This window comes from Photorhabdus luminescens subsp. luminescens (genome assembly GCF_001083805.1).
Lineage (GTDB): Bacteria > Pseudomonadota > Gammaproteobacteria > Enterobacterales > Enterobacteriaceae > Photorhabdus > Photorhabdus luminescens.
This window is the reverse complement of sequence record NZ_JXSK01000001.1, coordinates 722,363-742,309: the sequence shown is the minus strand read 5'-3', so window position 1 is coordinate 742,309 and position 19,947 is coordinate 722,363. Positions and strand designations below refer to the sequence as shown.

General features: G+C 40.5%; 19 protein-coding genes. 13 read left to right on the top strand and 6 right to left on the bottom strand.

The features are described 5' to 3' along the window. The first annotated feature begins 207 nt into the window (after positions 1-207). The 10 genes from TI10_RS24795 (at position 208) to TI10_RS02800 (ending at position 10,618) form a co-directional block, all read left to right on the top strand. Positions 208-2,025 carry a HEAT repeat domain-containing protein gene (locus tag TI10_RS24795; RefSeq protein ID WP_049581657.1) on the top strand — a complete coding sequence of 606 codons (1,818 nt, stop codon included), beginning with the start codon at positions 208-210 and terminating at the stop codon, positions 2,023-2,025. 2 nt (positions 2,026-2,027) lie between these two features. Next, complete coding sequence (locus TI10_RS02840) at positions 2,028-2,951, top strand: hypothetical protein (RefSeq protein ID WP_049581656.1); 924 nt, start codon at positions 2,028-2,030, stop codon at positions 2,949-2,951. Then, on the top strand, positions 2,941-3,864 hold the full coding sequence (locus tag TI10_RS02835; protein WP_049581654.1) for a hypothetical protein: 924 nt from the start codon (positions 2,941-2,943) through the stop codon (positions 3,862-3,864). The genes TI10_RS02840 and TI10_RS02835 overlap by 11 nt, the downstream gene beginning before the upstream one ends. A 60-nt stretch (positions 3,865-3,924) precedes the next feature. After that, on the top strand, positions 3,925-4,107 hold the full coding sequence (locus TI10_RS02830; RefSeq protein ID WP_049581653.1) for a hypothetical protein: 183 nt from the start codon (positions 3,925-3,927) through the stop codon (positions 4,105-4,107). A 109-nt stretch (positions 4,108-4,216) separates the two neighbouring features. Further along, complete coding sequence (locus TI10_RS02825; RefSeq protein WP_049581652.1) at positions 4,217-4,912, top strand: SDR family oxidoreductase; 696 nt, start codon at positions 4,217-4,219, stop codon at positions 4,910-4,912. A gap of 500 nt (positions 4,913-5,412) precedes the next feature. After that, the gene (locus TI10_RS02820) at positions 5,413-6,546 is read left to right on the top strand and encodes a 3-oxoacyl-ACP synthase III family protein (protein ID WP_049581651.1); all 1,134 of its coding nucleotides are present in this window, start codon (positions 5,413-5,415) and stop codon (positions 6,544-6,546) included. 37 nt (positions 6,547-6,583) lie between these two features. Beyond that, the gene (locus tag TI10_RS02815) at positions 6,584-6,838 is read left to right on the top strand and encodes an acyl carrier protein (RefSeq protein WP_049581650.1); all 255 of its coding nucleotides are present in this window, start codon (positions 6,584-6,586) and stop codon (positions 6,836-6,838) included. Beyond that, entirely contained in the window at positions 6,838-8,484 is a 1,647-nt protein-coding gene (locus TI10_RS02810; protein WP_049581649.1) for an amino acid adenylation domain-containing protein, read from the top strand. Before TI10_RS02815 ends, TI10_RS02810 begins: the two co-directional genes overlap by 1 nt. Next, complete coding sequence (locus TI10_RS02805) at positions 8,474-9,619, top strand: acyl-CoA dehydrogenase family protein (RefSeq protein ID WP_049581648.1); 1,146 nt, start codon at positions 8,474-8,476, stop codon at positions 9,617-9,619. The genes TI10_RS02810 and TI10_RS02805 overlap by 11 nt, the downstream gene beginning before the upstream one ends. Positions 9,620-10,081: 462 nt before the next feature. Next, a complete protein-coding gene (locus TI10_RS02800; protein ID WP_049581647.1) occupies positions 10,082-10,618 on the top strand; it encodes a hypothetical protein in 537 nt (178 codons plus the stop codon). A gap of 157 nt (positions 10,619-10,775) precedes the next feature. Here the strand turns inward: TI10_RS02800 and TI10_RS02795 are convergent, their stop codons facing one another. Beyond that, a complete protein-coding gene (locus TI10_RS02795) occupies positions 10,776-11,795 on the bottom strand; it encodes a hypothetical protein (protein ID WP_049581646.1) in 1,020 nt (339 codons plus the stop codon). A gap of 186 nt (positions 11,796-11,981) precedes the next feature. Continuing rightward, complete coding sequence (locus TI10_RS02790; protein WP_244161513.1) at positions 11,982-13,223, bottom strand: MFS transporter; 1,242 nt, start codon at positions 13,221-13,223, stop codon at positions 11,982-11,984. Positions 13,224-13,382: 159 nt separating this feature from the next. Between TI10_RS02790 and TI10_RS02785 the strand changes: the two genes are divergently transcribed. From TI10_RS02785 to bioD, 3 genes are all read left to right on the top strand, one after another. Beyond that, positions 13,383-14,297, top strand: a complete 915-nt coding sequence (locus TI10_RS02785) for a LysR family transcriptional regulator (protein ID WP_049581644.1) — start codon at positions 13,383-13,385, stop codon at positions 14,295-14,297. 130 nt (positions 14,298-14,427) lie between these two features. Next, positions 14,428-15,639, top strand: a complete 1,212-nt coding sequence (gene mlc, locus TI10_RS02780; RefSeq protein ID WP_049581643.1) for a sugar metabolism global transcriptional regulator Mlc — start codon at positions 14,428-14,430, stop codon at positions 15,637-15,639. A 174-nt stretch (positions 15,640-15,813) separates the two neighbouring features. Continuing rightward, on the top strand, positions 15,814-16,521 hold the full coding sequence (gene bioD, locus TI10_RS02775) for a dethiobiotin synthase (RefSeq protein WP_049581642.1): 708 nt from the start codon (positions 15,814-15,816) through the stop codon (positions 16,519-16,521). A gap of 107 nt (positions 16,522-16,628) precedes the next feature. Here the strand turns inward: bioD and TI10_RS24395 are convergent, their stop codons facing one another. The 4 genes from TI10_RS24395 to ydfG all read right to left on the bottom strand — a co-directional run bounded on the left by TI10_RS24395 (position 16,629) and on the right by ydfG (position 19,908). Continuing rightward, positions 16,629-18,026, bottom strand: a complete 1,398-nt coding sequence (locus TI10_RS24395; protein ID WP_080984980.1) for a metallophosphoesterase — start codon at positions 18,024-18,026, stop codon at positions 16,629-16,631. Positions 18,027-18,383: 357 nt separating this feature from the next. Further along, the gene (locus tag TI10_RS02765; protein WP_049582149.1) at positions 18,384-18,656 is read right to left on the bottom strand and encodes a DUF1161 domain-containing protein; all 273 of its coding nucleotides are present in this window, start codon (positions 18,654-18,656) and stop codon (positions 18,384-18,386) included. Positions 18,657-18,678: 22 nt separating this feature from the next. Beyond that, entirely contained in the window at positions 18,679-19,041 is a 363-nt protein-coding gene (locus tag TI10_RS02760) for a DUF1283 family protein (protein WP_049581641.1), read from the bottom strand. 117 nt (positions 19,042-19,158) lie between these two features. After that, a complete protein-coding gene (gene ydfG, locus TI10_RS02755; protein WP_049581640.1) occupies positions 19,159-19,908 on the bottom strand; it encodes a bifunctional NADP-dependent 3-hydroxy acid dehydrogenase/3-hydroxypropionate dehydrogenase YdfG in 750 nt (249 codons plus the stop codon). Between the last annotated feature and the right edge of the window lie 39 nt (positions 19,909-19,947).

Here is a 19,947-nt window from a genome sequence, read left to right as displayed (position 1 = left end):
TTATTTCTAGATCATATTTTTAAGTTGGTTTTTTTTATCCAGTTCCTGTTTTAATTAACGCTCTCCGAAGTGCATGTTGACCTATTCACATTAATAAGCGCTTATATAATTTTCCCTTGCTATTCTATCATCCTGACCTACTATTTTTTTATCTACCTACCTATTTTATCTATCTCTCTTCGCTATCATCAAAAGGCGGGATCACATATGAACGCTTATATTAAGTACGTTAAAAAATTTAATGAGGTTTGTGAGCATTATCAGATGCATAAGATAAGAGAAGATGAACAAATTTATGATCCAGTTAATAAACCTGTGATTATGTCAGCTAAGTTAATAAAAGAGGCTTTTAATCCTGAGTTGTTTTCTGATGATGTCTTATTTTCACTATTTAGCATATTGAAAAAAGAAATGATGGTTTCTCAAGAGTCTTTAATTCGGGTATATATAGAGGGGCGATTGAGTGCGGAACATATTGATCCTATTCTTTATACTGAGCCTCATGAAAACGAAACATTTGAGAGTTGGATATCACGAGCTACTGGGGGTGAACGGTTCGGTGTGATTGTCAATGATACTGAACGTTGGTCTGATTATATTTTTCAAGCAGTTTCTTCTATTTTCGCTCCTTTGCGAAAAATTCTTGGGGAAAGAAATACTTTCATAGGAACTTGTCTGTTTATTGGTAACTATGGGTACACGCCATTTGGGGTTCATCTTGATGATCCTTATAGCTCGGTAGTGCATTTCCATTGTGGGCCTAATGCTAAAGAAATGTCTCTGTTTAGTAAGGATATTTTTGAAAAAATAGACGGGATTAAATATCGGTTTAATATGGAGAAACTACGGCCCTATGCCGATAACTGGATAATAGAGGCCGGTGATATATTTATTCTTCCACCACATCATTATCATATTGGAAATACGCCACAATATTCAGTTGGCATGGGTATTGTCGTGAATAAAGAAACAGAAGACCGTTTGGAAAACATGCTCATTAATAAAGGTATTGCCCAGTCAATCGCTAAAAAAGGCATTGATAATCTTATCGCTGAAGCGGAAGAAAAAAATATTTCTCTATCAGACTGGTTACGTGCTTCACGTGATAGCTATTTTACCTCTCTATATGAAAAACAGGGATTACCCAAAGCTGAACAGAGTAAATGGTTACATTGTGATGAGCAGGCAGCAGAAGAAATTACCAAATTAGACCAATTGGAGAAAATAATTACCAAGAAGATGGCGGATAATGGTGGAGATTTCTGGTCGGTTGGTGAGGTTTTGGGTAAGTTATCACGTGATAATATTATCGATATATTGAATGATCTGTTAGAAAAGAAAGAAATTACTGATAAATATGAACTTCTCTCTGAAGATAGTATTTATCTTCATCGGCAGAAAAATTTTAATTTACTTGTTCGCTTTATTGGTAAAACGAATAATGAAAAATTATACGTCAATGAATTCGATACTTTTATCATCAATCCATCACGAGAGGCAATACAAATTCCTTATTATAAATGCAAAATTAATCATAATGATCCATTTATACAACCAGAAGCATTGACTTCATTAGGCGTTTTTACTTTCGAACCAAACCAGCTATATAGCTTTAAAGCTTACGAGGATATTCTTGATTTCGGTTATGAGAATCGTAATGGCTCTTTTTTACTCATTGCACATTCAGGCGCTAAAGGGTGGATCAGTTGGATTTATGATCGAATGAGCTTACAACCCGTCGAAACCATTTGTACTAATTTAAGTGCGTCACGTATTCAGCTATATGTTCGGCTCTTAGGGGCGATGAAATATCATGGCGCAAGCGCTGTACTGGAGAAACTCGCAACATCTGATTATGCCAATTTTGTTCGCTGGGAGGCGGTTGAAAGTCTGGCACAGATTGATAGTGCTGCATGCTTGGAATTGTTACACCAGATAGCCTGTGAAGATACCGATACGATGATGCGAGAAACGGCAAAAAATAGTTTACGGCTCAGTGGGTTTGACATTGCAAGGGAGGACTAAACATGGCGATAAAATTGGTAGTCGAACCTGGCTTTCAAATCACTTTGACGGCTTTAATTGAATATCTGACTGATTCCGGCGTGCTCGAAAGTTTGAGAGCATCCTGTTATAGCCAGGATGATATGTTAAATACGGCAACCCATCTTAAGGCCTTCGCGCTTAATCGCCATGAAGTATTGCAACATATAAGTAACGCCTTAGAGACTCCTGAAACTTTCCAACATACCAATAATGGACAATCGCAAAGTTATGTTTTGTACACTTGCCCAGTTTTTACATTGCGTCTGATGGTTTGGCTCTCTGTGGGATTTCAGGCCCGGAGTATCCCTTTTTCCTATCGTTATGCCCATGATCATGCATTCGACCTGATGAGTGTTGGTTTCTTTGGTCCTGGATACCGCACCTCCCTATATGGTTTTGACTATTCTCAGATCGAGCAGAGTGACAGTGGGGAAACACTTTTTAGCTACGCAGGGGATATGTTTCTGGAAGAAGGGGAGATTATTTACTATTACGCTAATCAGGATGTGCACATTCAGCACGAACCTGTTTCGTTGTCAGCATCTTTGAATCTCATTATTCCTAAAAGCATTCCTTCAGTTCGACAAACGATTTTTGAATTATCGGAATCGTCAGGGCGTATTGTTGGCAAACCTATATTCAATAACTTGCAACGGGTAATTTCTCAGCGTTCGATTTTCTCATTGATGGCATATCAGGGGAATCTACGTACACAAAAACTACTGATCCATATTGCTAAAAATCATCAGTCGGAAGAAGCCAGAGCGATGGCATGGGCTGCTATTCTTCGTCATCAGCCCTCACAATCATTAATTGATAGCGCGTTGGATGACAAGAGCAATTATGTCCGTAATGCGATTCAGGCAGTGTTGGTAACTTTGCAGGAGAAAATTCATGACGCTTGAATTCACGCCTAAACCAGGTAAGCCATTGGCATTGCCTGAGTTGGTTCAGCTTTTGAAGACCAGTAATATGGTGGATAACGTTTCTTGTGGTCATTACCAGCGGGAAGAGATAGAGATGGCCAGTCAATGGTTGGTAGATTTTGCGGCTAACAAGCAAGAAATATTGGACATCATCTGTAACCAATTGGTATTCCCCAACCAATTCCAGTCTGGAAATGATGTTCAGCCGCCGACATTTATTCTATACAGCGAACGGAGATTTGCCATTCGCATGGTGCTATGGTTACCACCTGGACCTCAGTCCGCGCCTGCGCCATTTTCCTGGCTAGAACCTCATGACCATAATTTTGATTTTTTGACAACTAACTTTTTTGGTGATGGTTATACGACACGTCTTTATGAGTACGACTATAACAGTGTTGATGGCGCTGAGGGTGAAGAAGTCGCTATGAATTACTTTGGCGAACAGATGTTATCTCCAGGCAAAGTCATATTTTTCTTTCGCAGTAAAGATATGCATATTCAATTTCCACCACCAAATTTATCCGTCTCTATCAATATCATCATTCAACCTAGAGGGAATGGACAGCGCCAATATGAATTTGATCTGGATAGGGAAAATAATTCTGGCTTTCAGGTTGCACGTATTAAAAACGGGCGGTTTGAACGATTCCGTGCACATAAGTCCTTGTTTGCTGTTTTGATGAAAGAGGGCAATGAACGTAGCAGAGAACTACTGCATACAATTGCTAGCAGCCATACCCGAGAAGAGCTACGTTCTATCGCTTTTGTTTCCATGCTGAGTTTTTCTACCGATACACAATATCGTGATCAGGTTTATCACCTTGCCATGAGTGATCCCAGTAGTTATGTCCGTGTGCAAGCTCAGCAATGTATGTTAGCGCTGGCTTAGCGAGCGTTGATAGTACCGCGTCATACCAGACGCACTAATATAAAAAAAGAGGTAAATCATATGAAAAACACTAATCTGGGCAAGATTGAAACAAGCCAAATGGAAAACTCTCTCCGGTTAGCGACTTTTTCCCAACCGGTTAGTCTGGCTGGGGCAGTACCGCGCACCTTATCTGGTAGTGAAGCGGGAAGGGTGCTTGGCTTTGGTTGTCGTTCTTGTACCGAATCATCAAAAAACGAGTGATAAATAACTCTGTAGCTATTTGATAGCAATATAAAGTTAAGCGGATTTCTAATTGGCGAATAATACCACCGGATGGAGGTCCGCTATTTGGCGTTATTAGGGAGGGAAGATGTTGCATGGTAAACGTGTCTTACTCACTGGCGCCAGCGGCTTGCTTGGTCATGCAATCACTGAAATGCTTGCAAGCAATGGTTCTCGAATGGTGATAACGGGAAGAGGTGAGAATCGACTTAAAGAATTGTCCCAGCAATATCAGGATAACTGTGAAATATACTCATTTTCTGGGGACATATGTCATGATAATTTCCGCCAGCATTTGATAGATTTCACTTGTGCAAAGTTGGGTGGATTGGATGTATTAATCAATAATGCCGGTGCTTTCCATTTTGGCAATCTGATGGATCTAATACCGGAAGAAATTGATCAGGTTATTACGACTAATGTCACTGCTTTAATTCACATGACATATCTCGCCTTGCCACATCTATTATCAAGCGCGCAGCCCTCCATTATTAATATTAGCTCCTTGGCCGGAAAAGCTAGCTTGCCAGGGGCCAGTTGCTATGCAGCATCAAAATGGGCAGTCGTTGGATTTACTGTAGCGTTACAGCAAGAACTATGGCAACAAGGTGTACGAGTATGTGCAATTTCACCGGGTCAGCTTGAGGTGTTAGGCACGGTGTTACCAAATAATATAGGAACTATCTCACTTTCATCCGTCACTGACGCGATTGTTTTTATCCTTCAGCATCCAGCAGGTAGTTGTCCGGCAGAAATTGTTTTACGGCCGATAGCTAGTTGTTAATCATAAATAAAGTATTACTTGTCTGTTGTTCTTGACTGACAAAATATAAAGTCAAAGATAGCCTTAGCATCGTTATGATTGATACTTTCTTATTTCTACATGGGAATAATCTTGCTGTATATTATTTTAATATTGATCGGTACTGATAATAATTTTTCAGTAGGTTAATGTTTTGCACTTATTCTGAATAAACTTAGGGGATTTTCTATTATTTTTTTAGCAGTGTGATGAGTGTGAAATAATTTTGATCTCGGAGTATTAGCGGTAATCCGGTTATGGCATTATACTGTAAAAAAAAAGATAATAACTAAGGTTGGGGCTATTGACCCAAGTAAATCAATTAAAAAATGAGGCACAATGGTGACATAATATTTATGTAAAAATATATGCTCCAAACGGTATCGTGATGAAATTCCCATTCCGAATCTATTTTCTTTCCTAAACAATGGCGTACAAATTAAATTAATCAGATTTCTGGCAAAATTATATGAGGAGATTATATGCAAGCAGTAGGAATTCAAGCTATTGCTGTGTATTTGCCTGATGGTGTACGTACAAATGCTTGGTGGTGTGAAGAAACGCCTCCAGCACAGGATACTGAACCGTCAGTAATAACATCGAAGCCAAGTGATTCATCCAGGCGTCGTAGGCTTAACCTGTACGATGCAGCCATAGAACGTTATCTGGAAGATCCCTTTTTCGGTAGCGTCGAACGCCGAGTCGTAGCAAATAACGAAGGGAGTGTGGAACTTGGGATTGAAGCAGCGCGCCGTGTACTAGATGCCGCGGGTGTTTCTCCAAATGAAGTAGATTGCCTAATTTCAGTATCGATGTTCCCAGATCGGATCGGTTCAGGTGATGCAGCGTATCTTGCACAGTCACTTGGGACAGGCGGCGGAGCCTTCAACGTGGAAGCGACCTGTGGTGGCTCTATGTCAGGGTTGTTGACAGCATGTGCTTGGGTGCAGGCAGGCTTGAAAGAACGAATTTTGGTCGTCACAACATCCAGACTATCGCGGGCGATCGAATCTGACGATGTTACTCTGCGTTTGTGCGGAGATGCTTCGGCGGCGTTTTTGGTCGGGCCAGTAGATAGCGGTTTTGGCTTGTTGGGGGCTGAATCTTTACACACAGGAAAAACCTGCGGCACTTGGCTGCTGGACGCAGTGGAAGACATTTCGGGAGTAACATTTGAGAGACAAAAGATCCGTTTGCGCGTAGACCCTTCCATCTCTCACGTGTTGCGTGCCACGGCTGAAGAGTATCTTGTACAGACGACTGAAGGCGCACTGGCAAAAGCCGGACTTGAATTGAAAGATATTGATTTCGTCGTAGTGAACACGCCGACAGCCTGGCATGCAGAGTTCTCCGCCAATGTGTTGGGAATCGAACCTGACCGTATTGTAGATACTTTCCCACAGGTTGCTAATATCGGGCCGGCGCTGATGCCGTTCAATGCTTATACCGCGGCGGCTGGTGGTCACATTAAACCCGGTGACACAGTACTGCTGTATGGATTCGGTGGTCAGGCGGAAGCTTCCGCAGCCATATTCCGCTGGTCTGACGTTATCCTCGCGCCTTCACCCAAAGAAGCTTCCGTCATCAATCCGACAACCCGCAGTGAGCATTTGTAATTCATAACATAAATATTAACTATTAGAAGAACTTCCTATGTCTAACGCCTTGACGAAAATCCGTACTTTTATTATCGAAAATATCCTAAAAGGAAATGACCTCGATATTTCTGACGATCTGAATTTAGGAGAATCAAGAATTCTTTCATCCTTGGCTATGATGCGTCTGGTGTCGTTTATTGAAGATGAATTTAACATCATAGTTGGTGTCAGTGACCCGAGAACACGTTTCACTACTATTTGCGAGATCGCGCGTTATGTGGATGAGAAATCGTCAGGAGTTGAAAAATAATGATAGAAGCTGTATTGAAGGAACAATCTGAGTTTTCAATAGACTTAGCGAAATACTTAGACGATTCCGTAGTGCGACACCCCGACGCTTGTTCGGTCATTGGTTCTAATGGTTCGGCAATGAGTTACAAAGAACTTTCCGATACAGCGGATAAGATTGCCGCTTTTCTCTATCGAAAAGGCGTTGTTACAGGTGATCGTGTGGGAATTTTCATGCGTAAAAACCCACACACCCTCGCTGTCATTTTTGGTGTGCTCCGTTTAGGTGCTGCATACGTGCCCATAGATGTGGATAGCTCAGCTTTGCGGGCATCGACGGTATTTGGTGATTGCGATGTTCAGGTCATTTTCACCGATCCCGAATCTGCGTCATATCTGATACATGTCACCTCTCAGTTCAAATCTCGCATCATTGTGATACAGCCGAATGATGAAGAAATGAACGATATAAGTGAAGAACTACAGGCGCTGGAGATTCTATCTATAAAAAAAGATGAAGGAAAATTCGACTACCTGCGCAGCACGCCTGATGCGGATCGGCTCGCATATATTCTGTACACGTCCGGTTCTTCCGGAACTCCGAAAGGAGTAGCAATAAGTCACCGCAATGCGATTAGCTTCGTTGAATGGGCTTCAGCTTTCTTCAATATAACGGCAGAAGATCAAGTCTCCAGCCATGCCCCATTTCACTTTGATCTGTCGATTTTCGACATCTATGTCTCTGTGAAGAATGGAGCATGCATTCACCTGATTGATACTGACCTTGCCGCAAGTCCGCGGCATTTAGCGACATTCATTGCCAGCCGGGAGATCACCGTCTGGTATTCTGCTCCTGCAATTTTAGGCATGTTGGCTGAACAGCGCCACAAAGGCTTGCCTATTCATAACCGGCTACGACTTGTGCTGTTTGCAGGGGAGGTTTTCCCTATTACGAAATTGCGCAAGCTGATGCTGCTGTGGACTGAGGCAGCCTATTACAACTTGTATGGCCCCACAGAAACCAATGTATGTACTGTCTACCAAGTGCCGACGATCATACAGGAAAACCGCCTCGAGCCATTATCGATCGGCCATCCTTGTACTCACTGTGAAACTATTGTTGTCAATGAACATTTGCAGCCAGTACCAGAAGGCAAATCCGGTCAGTTATGTGTCTCAGGGGATTCTGTCATTACTGGTTATTGGAACGATCCTGAGAAAACCGTTCAGCGCATCTTCTACCTTAATGGCAAATATTGGTACAACACGGGTGATGTGGTTCGTTCATCACCAGAAGGTTACGTTTTCATGGGACGGCTTGATCGCATGATTAAACGTCATGGATACCGGATAGAACTAGACGAGATCGAGTCATGCCTGATGACGCATCCTAAACTTTCAGCCTGTGCGGTTGTCTGCACTGAAATTGACGGAGAGGCGACTATCACAGCATTTCTCGTTGCTTGCGATTCTCAGCTATCCCTAACAGAGCTGCGTCAGTATTGTCATAAACGACTTGCACGATACATGATACCCGACAATTTCAGCTACTTACCAGCTCTTCCCCGCACCTCAACGGGCAAGACCGACTATCAATTTCTCGAGACTAACTGCCAATTTATCGAGACCAACTGTCAATTTTTGGAGCAACAAGGTTATGCCAAATAGAATTGATGAACAACGGATATTGCTGCACGATAATGCCGCACGTTTTGCCCGTGACCAGTTAAAAACAGACATAGCAACCGCCGATCGTACCGGGACTTTTTACTGGGAGGGCTGGCGGAAATGCGCAGAATTCGGGCTGTTTAAAATGGCTATACCCGAAAACTGCGGCGGCGAGGGAGCATCATTGTCTGACCTGTTGTCGGTCATGGAAGGATTGGGGTACGGTTGTGAGGATCAGGGACTGTTGTTTTCACTCAACGCTCATTTGTGGACGGTTACCATGCAACTGGCCATTCATGGCACACCTGCCCAACGTTCACGTTTTCTACCCGGTCTGATAGACGGCACGTTGATCGGCGCCAATGGCTCGACGGAAGATGAAGCAGGCTCGGACGTGTTCTCCATGCGCACTCATGCAGTGAGAGATGGAGACAGCTATGTTCTTAATGGTTCGAAGATTTATATCACTAACGCACCTATCGCTAATCTTTATGTCATCTACGCCACAATTAATCCTACGCTTGGTCCGCTTGGCATAACCGCATTCCTTATCGAATCGACCACTCCGGGTATAGAGGTAAGTCAACCGCTAGAAAAAATGGGGCTGCGCACCGCGCTGATGGGTCAGATCACACTCAAGGAGTGCCGTATTCCCGCTGATGCGATATTGGGTAGGGAAGGAAGGGGCATTAAGATTTTCGAAAGTGCTATGGAGTACGAACGTGGATGTATTCTTGCTACCACCTTGGGATCGATGCGCCGTAGCCTTGAAGCATGCATCACTTATGCACGTACACGTCGGCAGTTTGGTCAGCCCATCGGGAAAAATCAAGCTGTATCCCATCGTATCGCCGACATGAAAGTCAATCTGGATGCTGCATGTGAACTTGTCTACCAAGTGGGACGCCTAAAAGATGCAGGTAAAAATGCCATAATGGAGGCGGCCTGTGCAAAACTATTCGTCTCCGAAACATACACGAAATTATCGCTGGATGTATTGCGGATCTACGGAGCAAAAGGCTATCTAGCTGAGAGTCCCACTGAAAGAGAACTTCGCAATTCGATTGCATCAGTCATTTATTCAGGTACATCCGACATCCAGCGTAATATCATCGCCAGTGAACTTGGATTATAAATTAACTTTTGCTTAATACTATAGCCGTAACTTATATAGCCGTAACTTATATAGCCGTAACTCATATTGTGTCATGATGACCTCCTCTTTTCTTGCTTAAAATAAGGGGAGGTGTCAATATAATCCCGAAATTTTATTGTCATTTAAAGTGAGTATAAGGAGATTAATTCGGCGTATTCTCGTTACTCTATTTACTGTTTATTCCCGCTTGGGAATAATCTTGCTGTATATTATTTTAATATTGATCGGTACTGATAATAATTTTTCAGTAGGTTAATGTTTTTCACCTGTCCTAAATAAATTTCAGTGTTTTCTTATTTTTTTAGCAATGGGATGAGCGTGAAGTGATTTTGACCGTGGAATATTAGCGGTAATCGGATTATGGCATTATACTGTAAAAAAGAGATAATAAACAAGGTTGGGGCTATTGAGCCAAGTAAATTAATTAAAAGATGAGGCACAATGATGACTAATATCTATGTAAACAAATATGCTCCAAATGGTATCGTGATGAAATTCCCATTGACACTCGATAGAAAGATAGAGAAGTGGAGTGCGGAGAATTTAAATTTTCGCATTTATACTCCAGGATTTATATGGTTGGGTGGTCGGAATATTTCAGAATTTCGCAATTTATTTTGTTATCCAAATGTTTCAAACCTTTATCTTGCATTCACGTTTAAAGCACAGTTTTTCACTCCACGAAATTTTACGGCAGAAATGTCCAGGGAGAAGCCAACTCAAGATTGGTTTTTTAATAGCGGGGAATACGTTGAGAATGGTTTTGATAATTTTGGTATATATTCCGATGATACCGGCGCCGGAGAGTACAGCGTAAATTTAATTGAACCTTGTTGTTATATTATAAAAGAGGGTGAATTAAGTTATAGTGGTAAAGATTCTATCTTTCCAAATCTATCTTTTTTTGTAAAAAATAAAGTGAGTTCAAATTTTTTAGCAAATTTAATTTCCACAGATTTTAATATTATTATTAATTAGTTTCATGATATATAAATTTGTTGTGCAAATGATGCTGAGGGGGCTGGTGGATGTTTCAGGTATGCTGTGTTACATGAACAGCTCTCTTTGGCGTCAAGTTTATCACCTTGACTCGGGTGGTTGATCTGTGTCAACACACCCAAAAGAAGATTTAGCTTTATAAGAAGCAGGTTTCTTTAATTACCTCATTTTCCCTTTCTTTTTCCAGCATAATCAACAAATCAAGCATATTGATAATTTCTTTAGATACCATGCGGGCGTTGTGATGTGATAAGGCGAGATTAGGGGATTTCTTCATGAACGCTTCAATGTTTAGTTTTCTATTCGGATTGTTGTTTAATGACGCAATTAATTGGGTTAAGCAATCTCGCGCACGTAATAAATTTTGCTCCAGATAGGGTAAATATTCCTGATAAGTATGCCGTAGTTTTTCCAGTTTTTTTGCTTTCAGATTACCTCCTGCGTGTGGGCCAGGTTTTATGCTAGCCATTGCATGCAGTGTATCTTTGCCTTTGTTATAAATACCACGAGGATCTAATCCCGCTGCCGCAGTTAAAGCCACAACAGGTATTGGGCCATATTTCAGCATGGAACTGAAAGTGCCCGCCGTCCAGTTACTGACACCTTCTGTTACAGCGCTGGTAACCACATCGGGCGTATTTGCCAGTGCAGTATCAAGTACAAAATCCCGCGCATATTCTTTGTTCACATAAGTACGATATAGTTCATGTAATTTGGGGTAGCCACTCAATTTACCTTGTAATTTCCCCTGTACCTCTTGCTCAATGTCTTTAATCGTATTGCCGGCACAGGTCGGATACAACTGAGTATGAACACCGGTTCTTGACGTAATGGGTTTTGCCAATTCTCCGCCAATACTTCCCGCCGCCGCACTGGCGAGAAAAGAGATAGCGGGCCCACCTGATGCTGTAGCAGCGCCCGCTAATCCTGCACATATTGAGGCGGGAACTGAACGTATCATTGTGTCTTTAATTTCCACCAGCGCATTCCGACCTATCTTATTGAGCAGTTTTTGCGGTTCGCTAAGACGACATAACTGTTTTTGCAGTGCATAGGCATTCGCTTCCGCCATCACCATAGATTGATTTAGCATATCAAATTCATATGCCAGTTTTATTTCCTCTTTAGTGAAACCTTCAAATCTGGAATGTCCCATAATTAATGCTTCCTTATATATGAGTATTAATGTTTATTTTTTTGTTGAACAATATTGTCATGATTTTCAACATTGCCGCAAAAAGACAACTTAATTTTTGACAAATCAGAAAATGAAGGATTAACTGATGGATAAAAGTGTCAAATAAATAGTTAAATACAGATAGCGAATAATTCTTGTTTTCTATTATCTTGCCTCTGGAAGTTTGGCGAGTTTAAACCCTAAAAGTAGAGCCAAAAAGATAAGAATGGCAATAAATAAAACAACGCCATTCCAACCTAATTGGAGCCAAAATATACCACCGAGAGTACCTGCCACACTTGAGCCTAAATAATAACAAAACAGATAAAGAGAAGACGCTTGTGCTTTGGCCCGGCGAGCACGACGTCCGACCCAACTGCTGGCAACAGCATGTGCGGCAAAGAAACCGAAAGTGAGGACTATCATCCCAATGATAATCGTCGCCACAGATGAGAATAAGGTAATAAGCGTACCGATTAGCATCATACTTATCGTCGCGATCAGCACTTTTCCAAGTCCATATTGATGGGTTAATGTGCCCACTTTAGATGCGCCGTATGTCCCTGCCAAATAAACAATAGATAACATACCGACAATTGACTGATTAAAATGATAGGGTGAATCTAATAAACGATAACTTATGTAATTAAATAGGGTAACAAAGCCGCCCATGAGTAAAAAGGCTTCAAAAAACAGTAATGGCAATCCTTCATCACGAAAATGTAATCTAAGATTGATTAATAAAGATTTAGGCTTGAGAGAGCTTGGCCGAAAATGGCGCGATTCAGGTAACATACGCCAAAATGTCATTGCCGCAATTAATGCCAATAAACCTAATACGATGACAGAAACCCGCCATGAGAAATAGTCAGTAATAACGCCTGATATTAATCTCCCACTCATGCCGCCAATAGAATTACCGCTAACATAAAGTCCCATTGATAAAGCAACAAAATTAGGGTGGATTTCCTCACTAAGATAAGTCATGGCAACGGCGGCTACGCCACTGAGAGACAAACCAACCAGAGCGCGTACAACTAGAATTCCATGCCAACTGGTTATAAATGCACTGAGTAAAGTGAAAATGGCAGCCGCTGTTAGCGCGGTTACCATCACATTTTTACGACCAATGGCATCAGACAGAGGGCCGGTTATTAGTAAACCCAACGCCAACATGCCGGTTGAAAGGGATAAAGATAAACTACTGGTAGCGGGAGAAACGCCAAAATCATCCGATAACATGGGTAAGATAGGTTGAACGAAATAGAGCAGGGCAAATGTCGCTAATCCGACAATAAAGAGTGACAACGTCACTCTCATGTACAGAGGATCGTCTTTCTGAATATAACTTTTCTTATTTTGAACATTTTGGACAAGATTATTATCAAGAGTTGGGTTTTCACTGATACTGCTACTATGACTACTAGGGCTGGCGCTCACATCATTTCCTTACTTAATTTATTAACTAGCTTGTATCTTGATGGAGATTGAGCATATGAATTGCAAAATATTTTGTCTAATATATTAATCATTAATAATAATATCTCTTAGATCTCAAAGGTGATTATGGCTATCGAGTTACGGCACTTACGCTACTTTATTGCAGTGGCAGAGGAATTACATTTTGGTCGTGCGGCAGAACGGCTTAATATTTCACAGCCTCCGTTAAGCCAACAAATTCAGTCACTTGAAAATAATATCAATGCACAGTTATTAGAACGTAATAACCGGAATGTGAGTTTAACGCCGGCAGGTAACATGTTTCTAAAAGAAGCTTATCAGATCCTGGCTCAGGTTGATGCTGCGGCAACAAAGGCAGCAAGAATGCAAAAAGGAGAGTTAGGGGAAATATCTATCGGTTTCACTTCTACGACACCTTTTATGCATAAGGTCACTCTGAGTTTACGGCAGTTTCGGGAACGTTACCCGGAAGTCGCTATTCATATGCATCAGATGAACACTAAACAGCAGATTGCGCCATTACTGACTGGACGGATCGATGTTGGCATTATGCGTAATACCTCATTACCCGATAACCTTGAGTATCGGTTATTATTTCGAGAACCTTTTATGCTGGCTGTCTATGATGGACATCCTTTGCTGGAATATGCTCCGCAGGGAATAAAGCTCGAAATGTTGGCGGGTTATCCGATGGTGTTTTTTGAGCGCGATGTCGGGACTGCTTTATATGATGAAATTATCACATTACTTGCTCAAGCAGGTGTGACGCCGATGATTTCACAGGAAGCAGGCGAAGCAATGACCATTCTTGGGTTGGTTTCTGCGGGGCTAGGCGTCAGCGTTGTGACTGAATCTTTTACTCGAATGAAAGTGGATGGTGTCCAGTATATTTCATTAGCTGATAATCATTCTTGCTCTGAGGTTTGGTTGGTCAATCACAAAAATCGGCCAATATCGGCCGCGGCAGACAGACTGATAAACCTACTCATATCTAATATCTTAAATGGAAAAAATAAGTAGAAATCAGCTAAATTTCGTGCTGAATATCACATATTTACTGAAAGAATCATACTTTTTGCCTAAAACCTCGACATAATCAACCAACAATTATTTTGAAACATGAATTAATTAGCGCGTAAAAGGGTAAATAATGGATGGACAGCCGGGGCATGTTGATCAGATAAAACAGATTAATATTGGTACTGTTTATCAGTTAATTGATCAATATGGTCCAATTTCCCGGATTGAGCTATCCAAAAAAGCGCAACTTGCTCCAGCCAGTATTACTAAAATTGTTCGTGAATTGATTGATGCGCACTTAGTTATGGAAACGGAATTTCTGGATTTGGGATTCAGAGGGCGTCCGGCGACTGGATTGAAGCTTGATTCAGAAGGTTGGCATTTCCTGTGTGTCAGTATTAACTTGGGAAGTTTAATATTGGGACTGCGTGATTTAAGTAGTAAGTTAATTGTTGAAGATAGATTGCCATTACCGATCAACAAGAAAAAATCCTTTTTAGAGTGTATTATTGACGAGATTGATGCATTTTTCGGCCGTTATCAATCTCGTCTTGAGCGTTTGACGGCAATTAGCATAACGATAAATGCCATTGTTGATCCGATCAGGGGTTTAATCCACAGTTTCCCTTATTACCAAGTTCAGGAATTGCCAATAGGAGAATATCTACATTGTCGTACTGGATTACCGGTTTTTCTTCAACATGAAATAACCGCCTGGACAATAGCTGAATCATTATATGGGGCGGCAAAAAATTGTCAGAATATTATCCAAATGGTCATTGATGAACATGTTGGCGTTGGCGTGATTATTGCGGGGCAAACATTACATGCTGGCAACCGTGGTGTCATGGAGATAGGGCATATTCAGGCTGAACCTGATGGTAAACGCTGCTATTGTGGGAATGTTGGGTGTTTGGAAACGGTTGTCGGTATCAGCCATATTTTATCCAGAGTAAAACAGCAGTTGACAGTGGTACCGGATTCTTTACTGAACAGCGAACCACTGACTATTGAATCATTCTGTCAGGCGGTTAATAATGGCGATACTTTAGCAATAGATATTATTCGTGATATCGGGGTGAAAATTGGTCATATTATCGCAATTATGGTTAATTTATTTAACCCAGAAAAAATTTTGATGGGTTCTCCCCTTAATGCTTCACAGCAAGTTTTGTATCCGGTAATTAATGAATGTATTCAACGACACGCTTTGCCCGCTTATAGCAAACAGATTGAGTTAGTTGCGACAGAATTCAATAATTCAGGTACATTATCTTCCGTAGCATCGGTTAAAAAAGCTTTATATGATGGTTCATTATTGATCAATTTAATGAAAGGATAATATGCTTGATAGCGGTTATCTGGTTGTAATATTAACTTTATATAGATTTTTTTGCTAAATTGACCTGGCAATTAAACAAAACATTGAGCTAACTCAATCTCCCTTATAGTGGCATCCTCTAGACTTAAGCGCTCATTAATCGGATTCTATCTGTCATTATGGAAAATAAAATTTATGTTAACGCGCCTATTTGTTACGGGGACAGATACCAACATAGGTAAAACAGTTGTTACCCGTGCATTATTACAATTTTTTAATCGTGACGGAGCAACGGCAGTAGGGTATAAACCTATAGCCACAGAAGGGTATGAAACAGAAGAAGGTATGCGTAATCGAGATGGCGTGATTCTACAAAAATCTTCTCCTGTTCTGCTTAAATATGAAGAAATTAACCCAGTTATCTGGAAAAGCAGGTATTGTGAAGAAAATCAGGTTGATTTCGAACAGATGAAAAAAGGATTGAATAATCTTAGTAATAAAGCAGATCGCGTTATTATTGAAGGTAACGGTGGTTGGCGTGTATTACTGGATGATGAAACTTTTTATTTTGATTGGGTGATTAGGGAAAAAATCCCAGTCATTTTAGTTGTTGGTATTCAGCCTGGCTGTGTAAATCACTCAATTTTAACTGCGCAGGCAATAATAAATGATGGATTGCAATTAGTCGGGTGGATAGCTAACAGAATTAATCCTGGTTTATCGCACTATACCAAAGTGATGGGTAGGTTACGCCGTCACATTAATGCGCCGCAATTAGGTGAAATTCCTTATATTTTACGTCCCGAAGAGAAAGATTTATCCTGCTACTTGGATGTCGCCACTATATTTAAACAAGTTGGGGGAAGTGAGAGTGAAGTTGGTATAGAGAACCAATATATATAAATATCGTGATTGCGATCTGTGAACGATCAATAAGAAAACCTCACTTGCGAAAAAGTGAGGTTTATCATCAAGCTAAAATCTGAGTACGATATAAATTGGTTTGATCTCTATTTACCACAAACACTCGTCATTTTTTTAACAAACTTGGGGATACCACTTATTCCATTATATGCAGATATTTCCATGCATTTTTTGTTAACATTAATGATAAAGAAATCACCTTTAAATAGTGCTCCGCTATCGTAGACTCTTGCATTTCCAAATACCGAGGAGTTGTATTCTTTAAGAAAATGTGAATGTCCAACGAAAACAGCCATAACGTTGTATTTTTTAATCAATGACTTAAATTTCTCTCTTTCAGCATAACTGCTGTTATCAATAAAATGGTCATACCCATCATGAAAGTTTAAAACGACGGCCTTTCCTCTGGTTTGGGCAGATTTAAGATCGCTTTCCAACCAATCAAGGGATTTTGTAATGTAAATGGTTGGGCTTACATAGTGATCCAGATTGACGCTATAGGTAGGATAATTTTGTAATTGGACGTAATGAATATCACCAAAATCCCATGAATAAGACAAACTTCCTTTCCATGTTTCATTGTCATAGTCATAGGAGAAATTATTTAATTCTTTACTATAAACGCTTATTCTCTCTGCCATATCAAATACTGCGGATCTGGCACAGGCATTACGACTGAAATCAAGGCCCTCAGGATAAGTACAATCATTAACATTATTTGCATAGTCATGATTTCCTAATCCCATAAATAGCGGGAATTTGATTTTTGATGTATATATCTCATCAAGGCTTCTTCTGGTGCTAGCACGTCCAAACTCGGTAAGATCGCCATTAACGATGCCAAAAGCAAGATGATTGCTTTCATAAATATTATTGATACTGTTTGCTACCTTTCTATTCAATTCTTCCCACGGTTTTTTGTCGGCATTGGGATCGCCTGTTTCAGGATCTAAACGCCACGGTTGAGGATCTGACATCACGGCAATTTTATAATTGCTATCTATATTTTTTTCAGTGAGATAAATATCAATCTTGATGCCGTAAGAAGAGGAACTTTTAACGGTTTTCTCAAGTTTATAATTAGCTGATACTTCGGAAAGATAGATATTGTGGTTCTGAGCACCCCAATATGAAAGACTCCAGTGAACATTTAACTTACCTTCACCGTTGGGTAAACGATAAATAACTTCGCCCTCAGTGCCACTAAAAATCTTACCTTTTGAAGCGAATGAATCGCGACTATATGCGGATATTGATGACGATGGGTTTTCAATCCAACTTCCCCAAAGTAAGTCTGTTTTTTCAGCCGCTAATAAATGTGATGTATTATTATGCAAATAAATTTTTACATATTGCTCGTTGCTATTACTACTAAAATTATCGGTTTCTGTTTGATTTCCTGCGATAGCGTTACATCCTGATACAGTTAATGCTGTGAAAAACACCATGATAGAGAGAATTTTCTTAGCGATAAGATCGCTCATAACGGTTTCCTATTTTAAAATTTCAATATGATTTCTTGAGTAAATAAGATATTTAACTCACCATAATTATTCGGCAAATATTTATATTTCAAAGCGTGATAATATTAGAGTTGATGATCTGAATTGTCAGTTTTAAAAAAACTAATGGTTTACATATGAAACTATATTAGAGGTGATATTGGAGGTATCGTTTAGGTGCAACTTGCTACGGAAAACACCACTAACGTGATGTTCACAGAGAGATAATATGGAAAAGGGCCGAAGCGCATAGCCTCGACCTCTACTCATCAATGGTAAAATATTGGCGTAATATTTTCTCCAAACTGTAGTATTTTCCTTCAGAAAGATGATGTGGGTCTATTTGGCGGTCGGATGAGGTTGAGATTGGCTTCCTTGCCGGGTATACACAATCTTTTTGGCATTATTTTCACAATGCCCAACGATTTTACTTCCGGCTTGTTCAACGTGGTCATTGGCGACAATTTCCAATGTAAAGCCAGATTCCGGCACACCATTATTGATAATTTTCTGCGTAATTTGCTCTTTCACGCTTTCGCACGAAGCTTGTGCAGCAAGTGCAAATGGGGATAGGGTAAAGAACAATGCACTGCATAAAAGCGCTTTTTTCATCTTCATTATCATCACCTCTATATTACGGCCTGATAGGCATACCTGTATTGCTGTCTAAACAACGTTCGGTATCGGGTTCCCAATAAGCATTGATATTGGTGCTTTTCAGACATGCGTCACGAGCATCAATGGCTTTATCAAACTTATCGAACTCTTTTTCGGCACGTTTATTAACCTTAGTGCGAAGATTTTTGGTTTCATCCCATTGTTCTTTGCTTTGACGAGCGGCTTCTTTATCGAGCACGCTATCTCCGCTGCCATGCACGGTGACGCAGGTACTTCCGCTAGTACAAGTTGCCGCCAATGCCGGCGTTTGCCATAACAATGGTATTGCCAGAGCGATAGCTGGCATAGCTTTTAATATCAAAGAATTACGAGTATTCATTTTTTATCCTCTTGAAAGTAGAGTGGGGCCAATTTAGATGGCGCAAAAAGAAACTATCAGATAGATAAATTATAAGATAGCATCAAGATGTTCAACAAATTATCAAGAAGAATGCAATTATTCACTTCTGTGTACACTGAGTCCGGCAAATGATTGGCAAACTGGCATCATTTCTAATGTATTAATGTTGACATGAGCAGGTAAATTGGCGACCCAAAAAACAGCTTCAGTGACATCTTCAGCAGTTAATGCTTGGGCGCCATCGTAAGTTTTATTTACTTTGTCGTTGTCACCTTTAAAACGGACTAAAGAAAACTCAGTTCCACCAACTAAACCGGGTTCTATATCAGTAACGCGGATATTTTTTCCCTGCAAATCTGCTCGTAAGCTTAAACTAAACTGTTTGACGAAAGCTTTAGTTGCGCCATAAACATTCCCACCGGAATATGGCCAACTTGCAGCGGTAGAACCGATATTAATAATATGCCCATGATTTCTTGCTACCATTCCAGGCAGCAGAGCACGGGTCATATTGACAAGTCCTTTGACATTGGTATCAATCATGATTTCCCAGTCATCCAGGTTAGCCAGATGAGCAGGTTCTAATCCAAGCGCTAAACCTGCATTATTGACTAAAATATCGATATCACGGAGTGATTCTGGTAATTGTTCTATAACCTGGTTGATAGCTGTCCGATCAGTTACATCAAGTTGAACAAAGTAAAAATTATCACCTAGTTCAGCTTTTAATTTTGCTAACCGTTCTTTACGTCGTCCAGTCGCAATAACTTTAGAACCGTTTTGAATGAATCTTCTGGCAATGGATTCACCAAAACCTGAAGTTGCTCCTGTCACAAAAACGACCATACAAAACCCCTTGTTTACTCTCATTGTTTCTACCTCAGT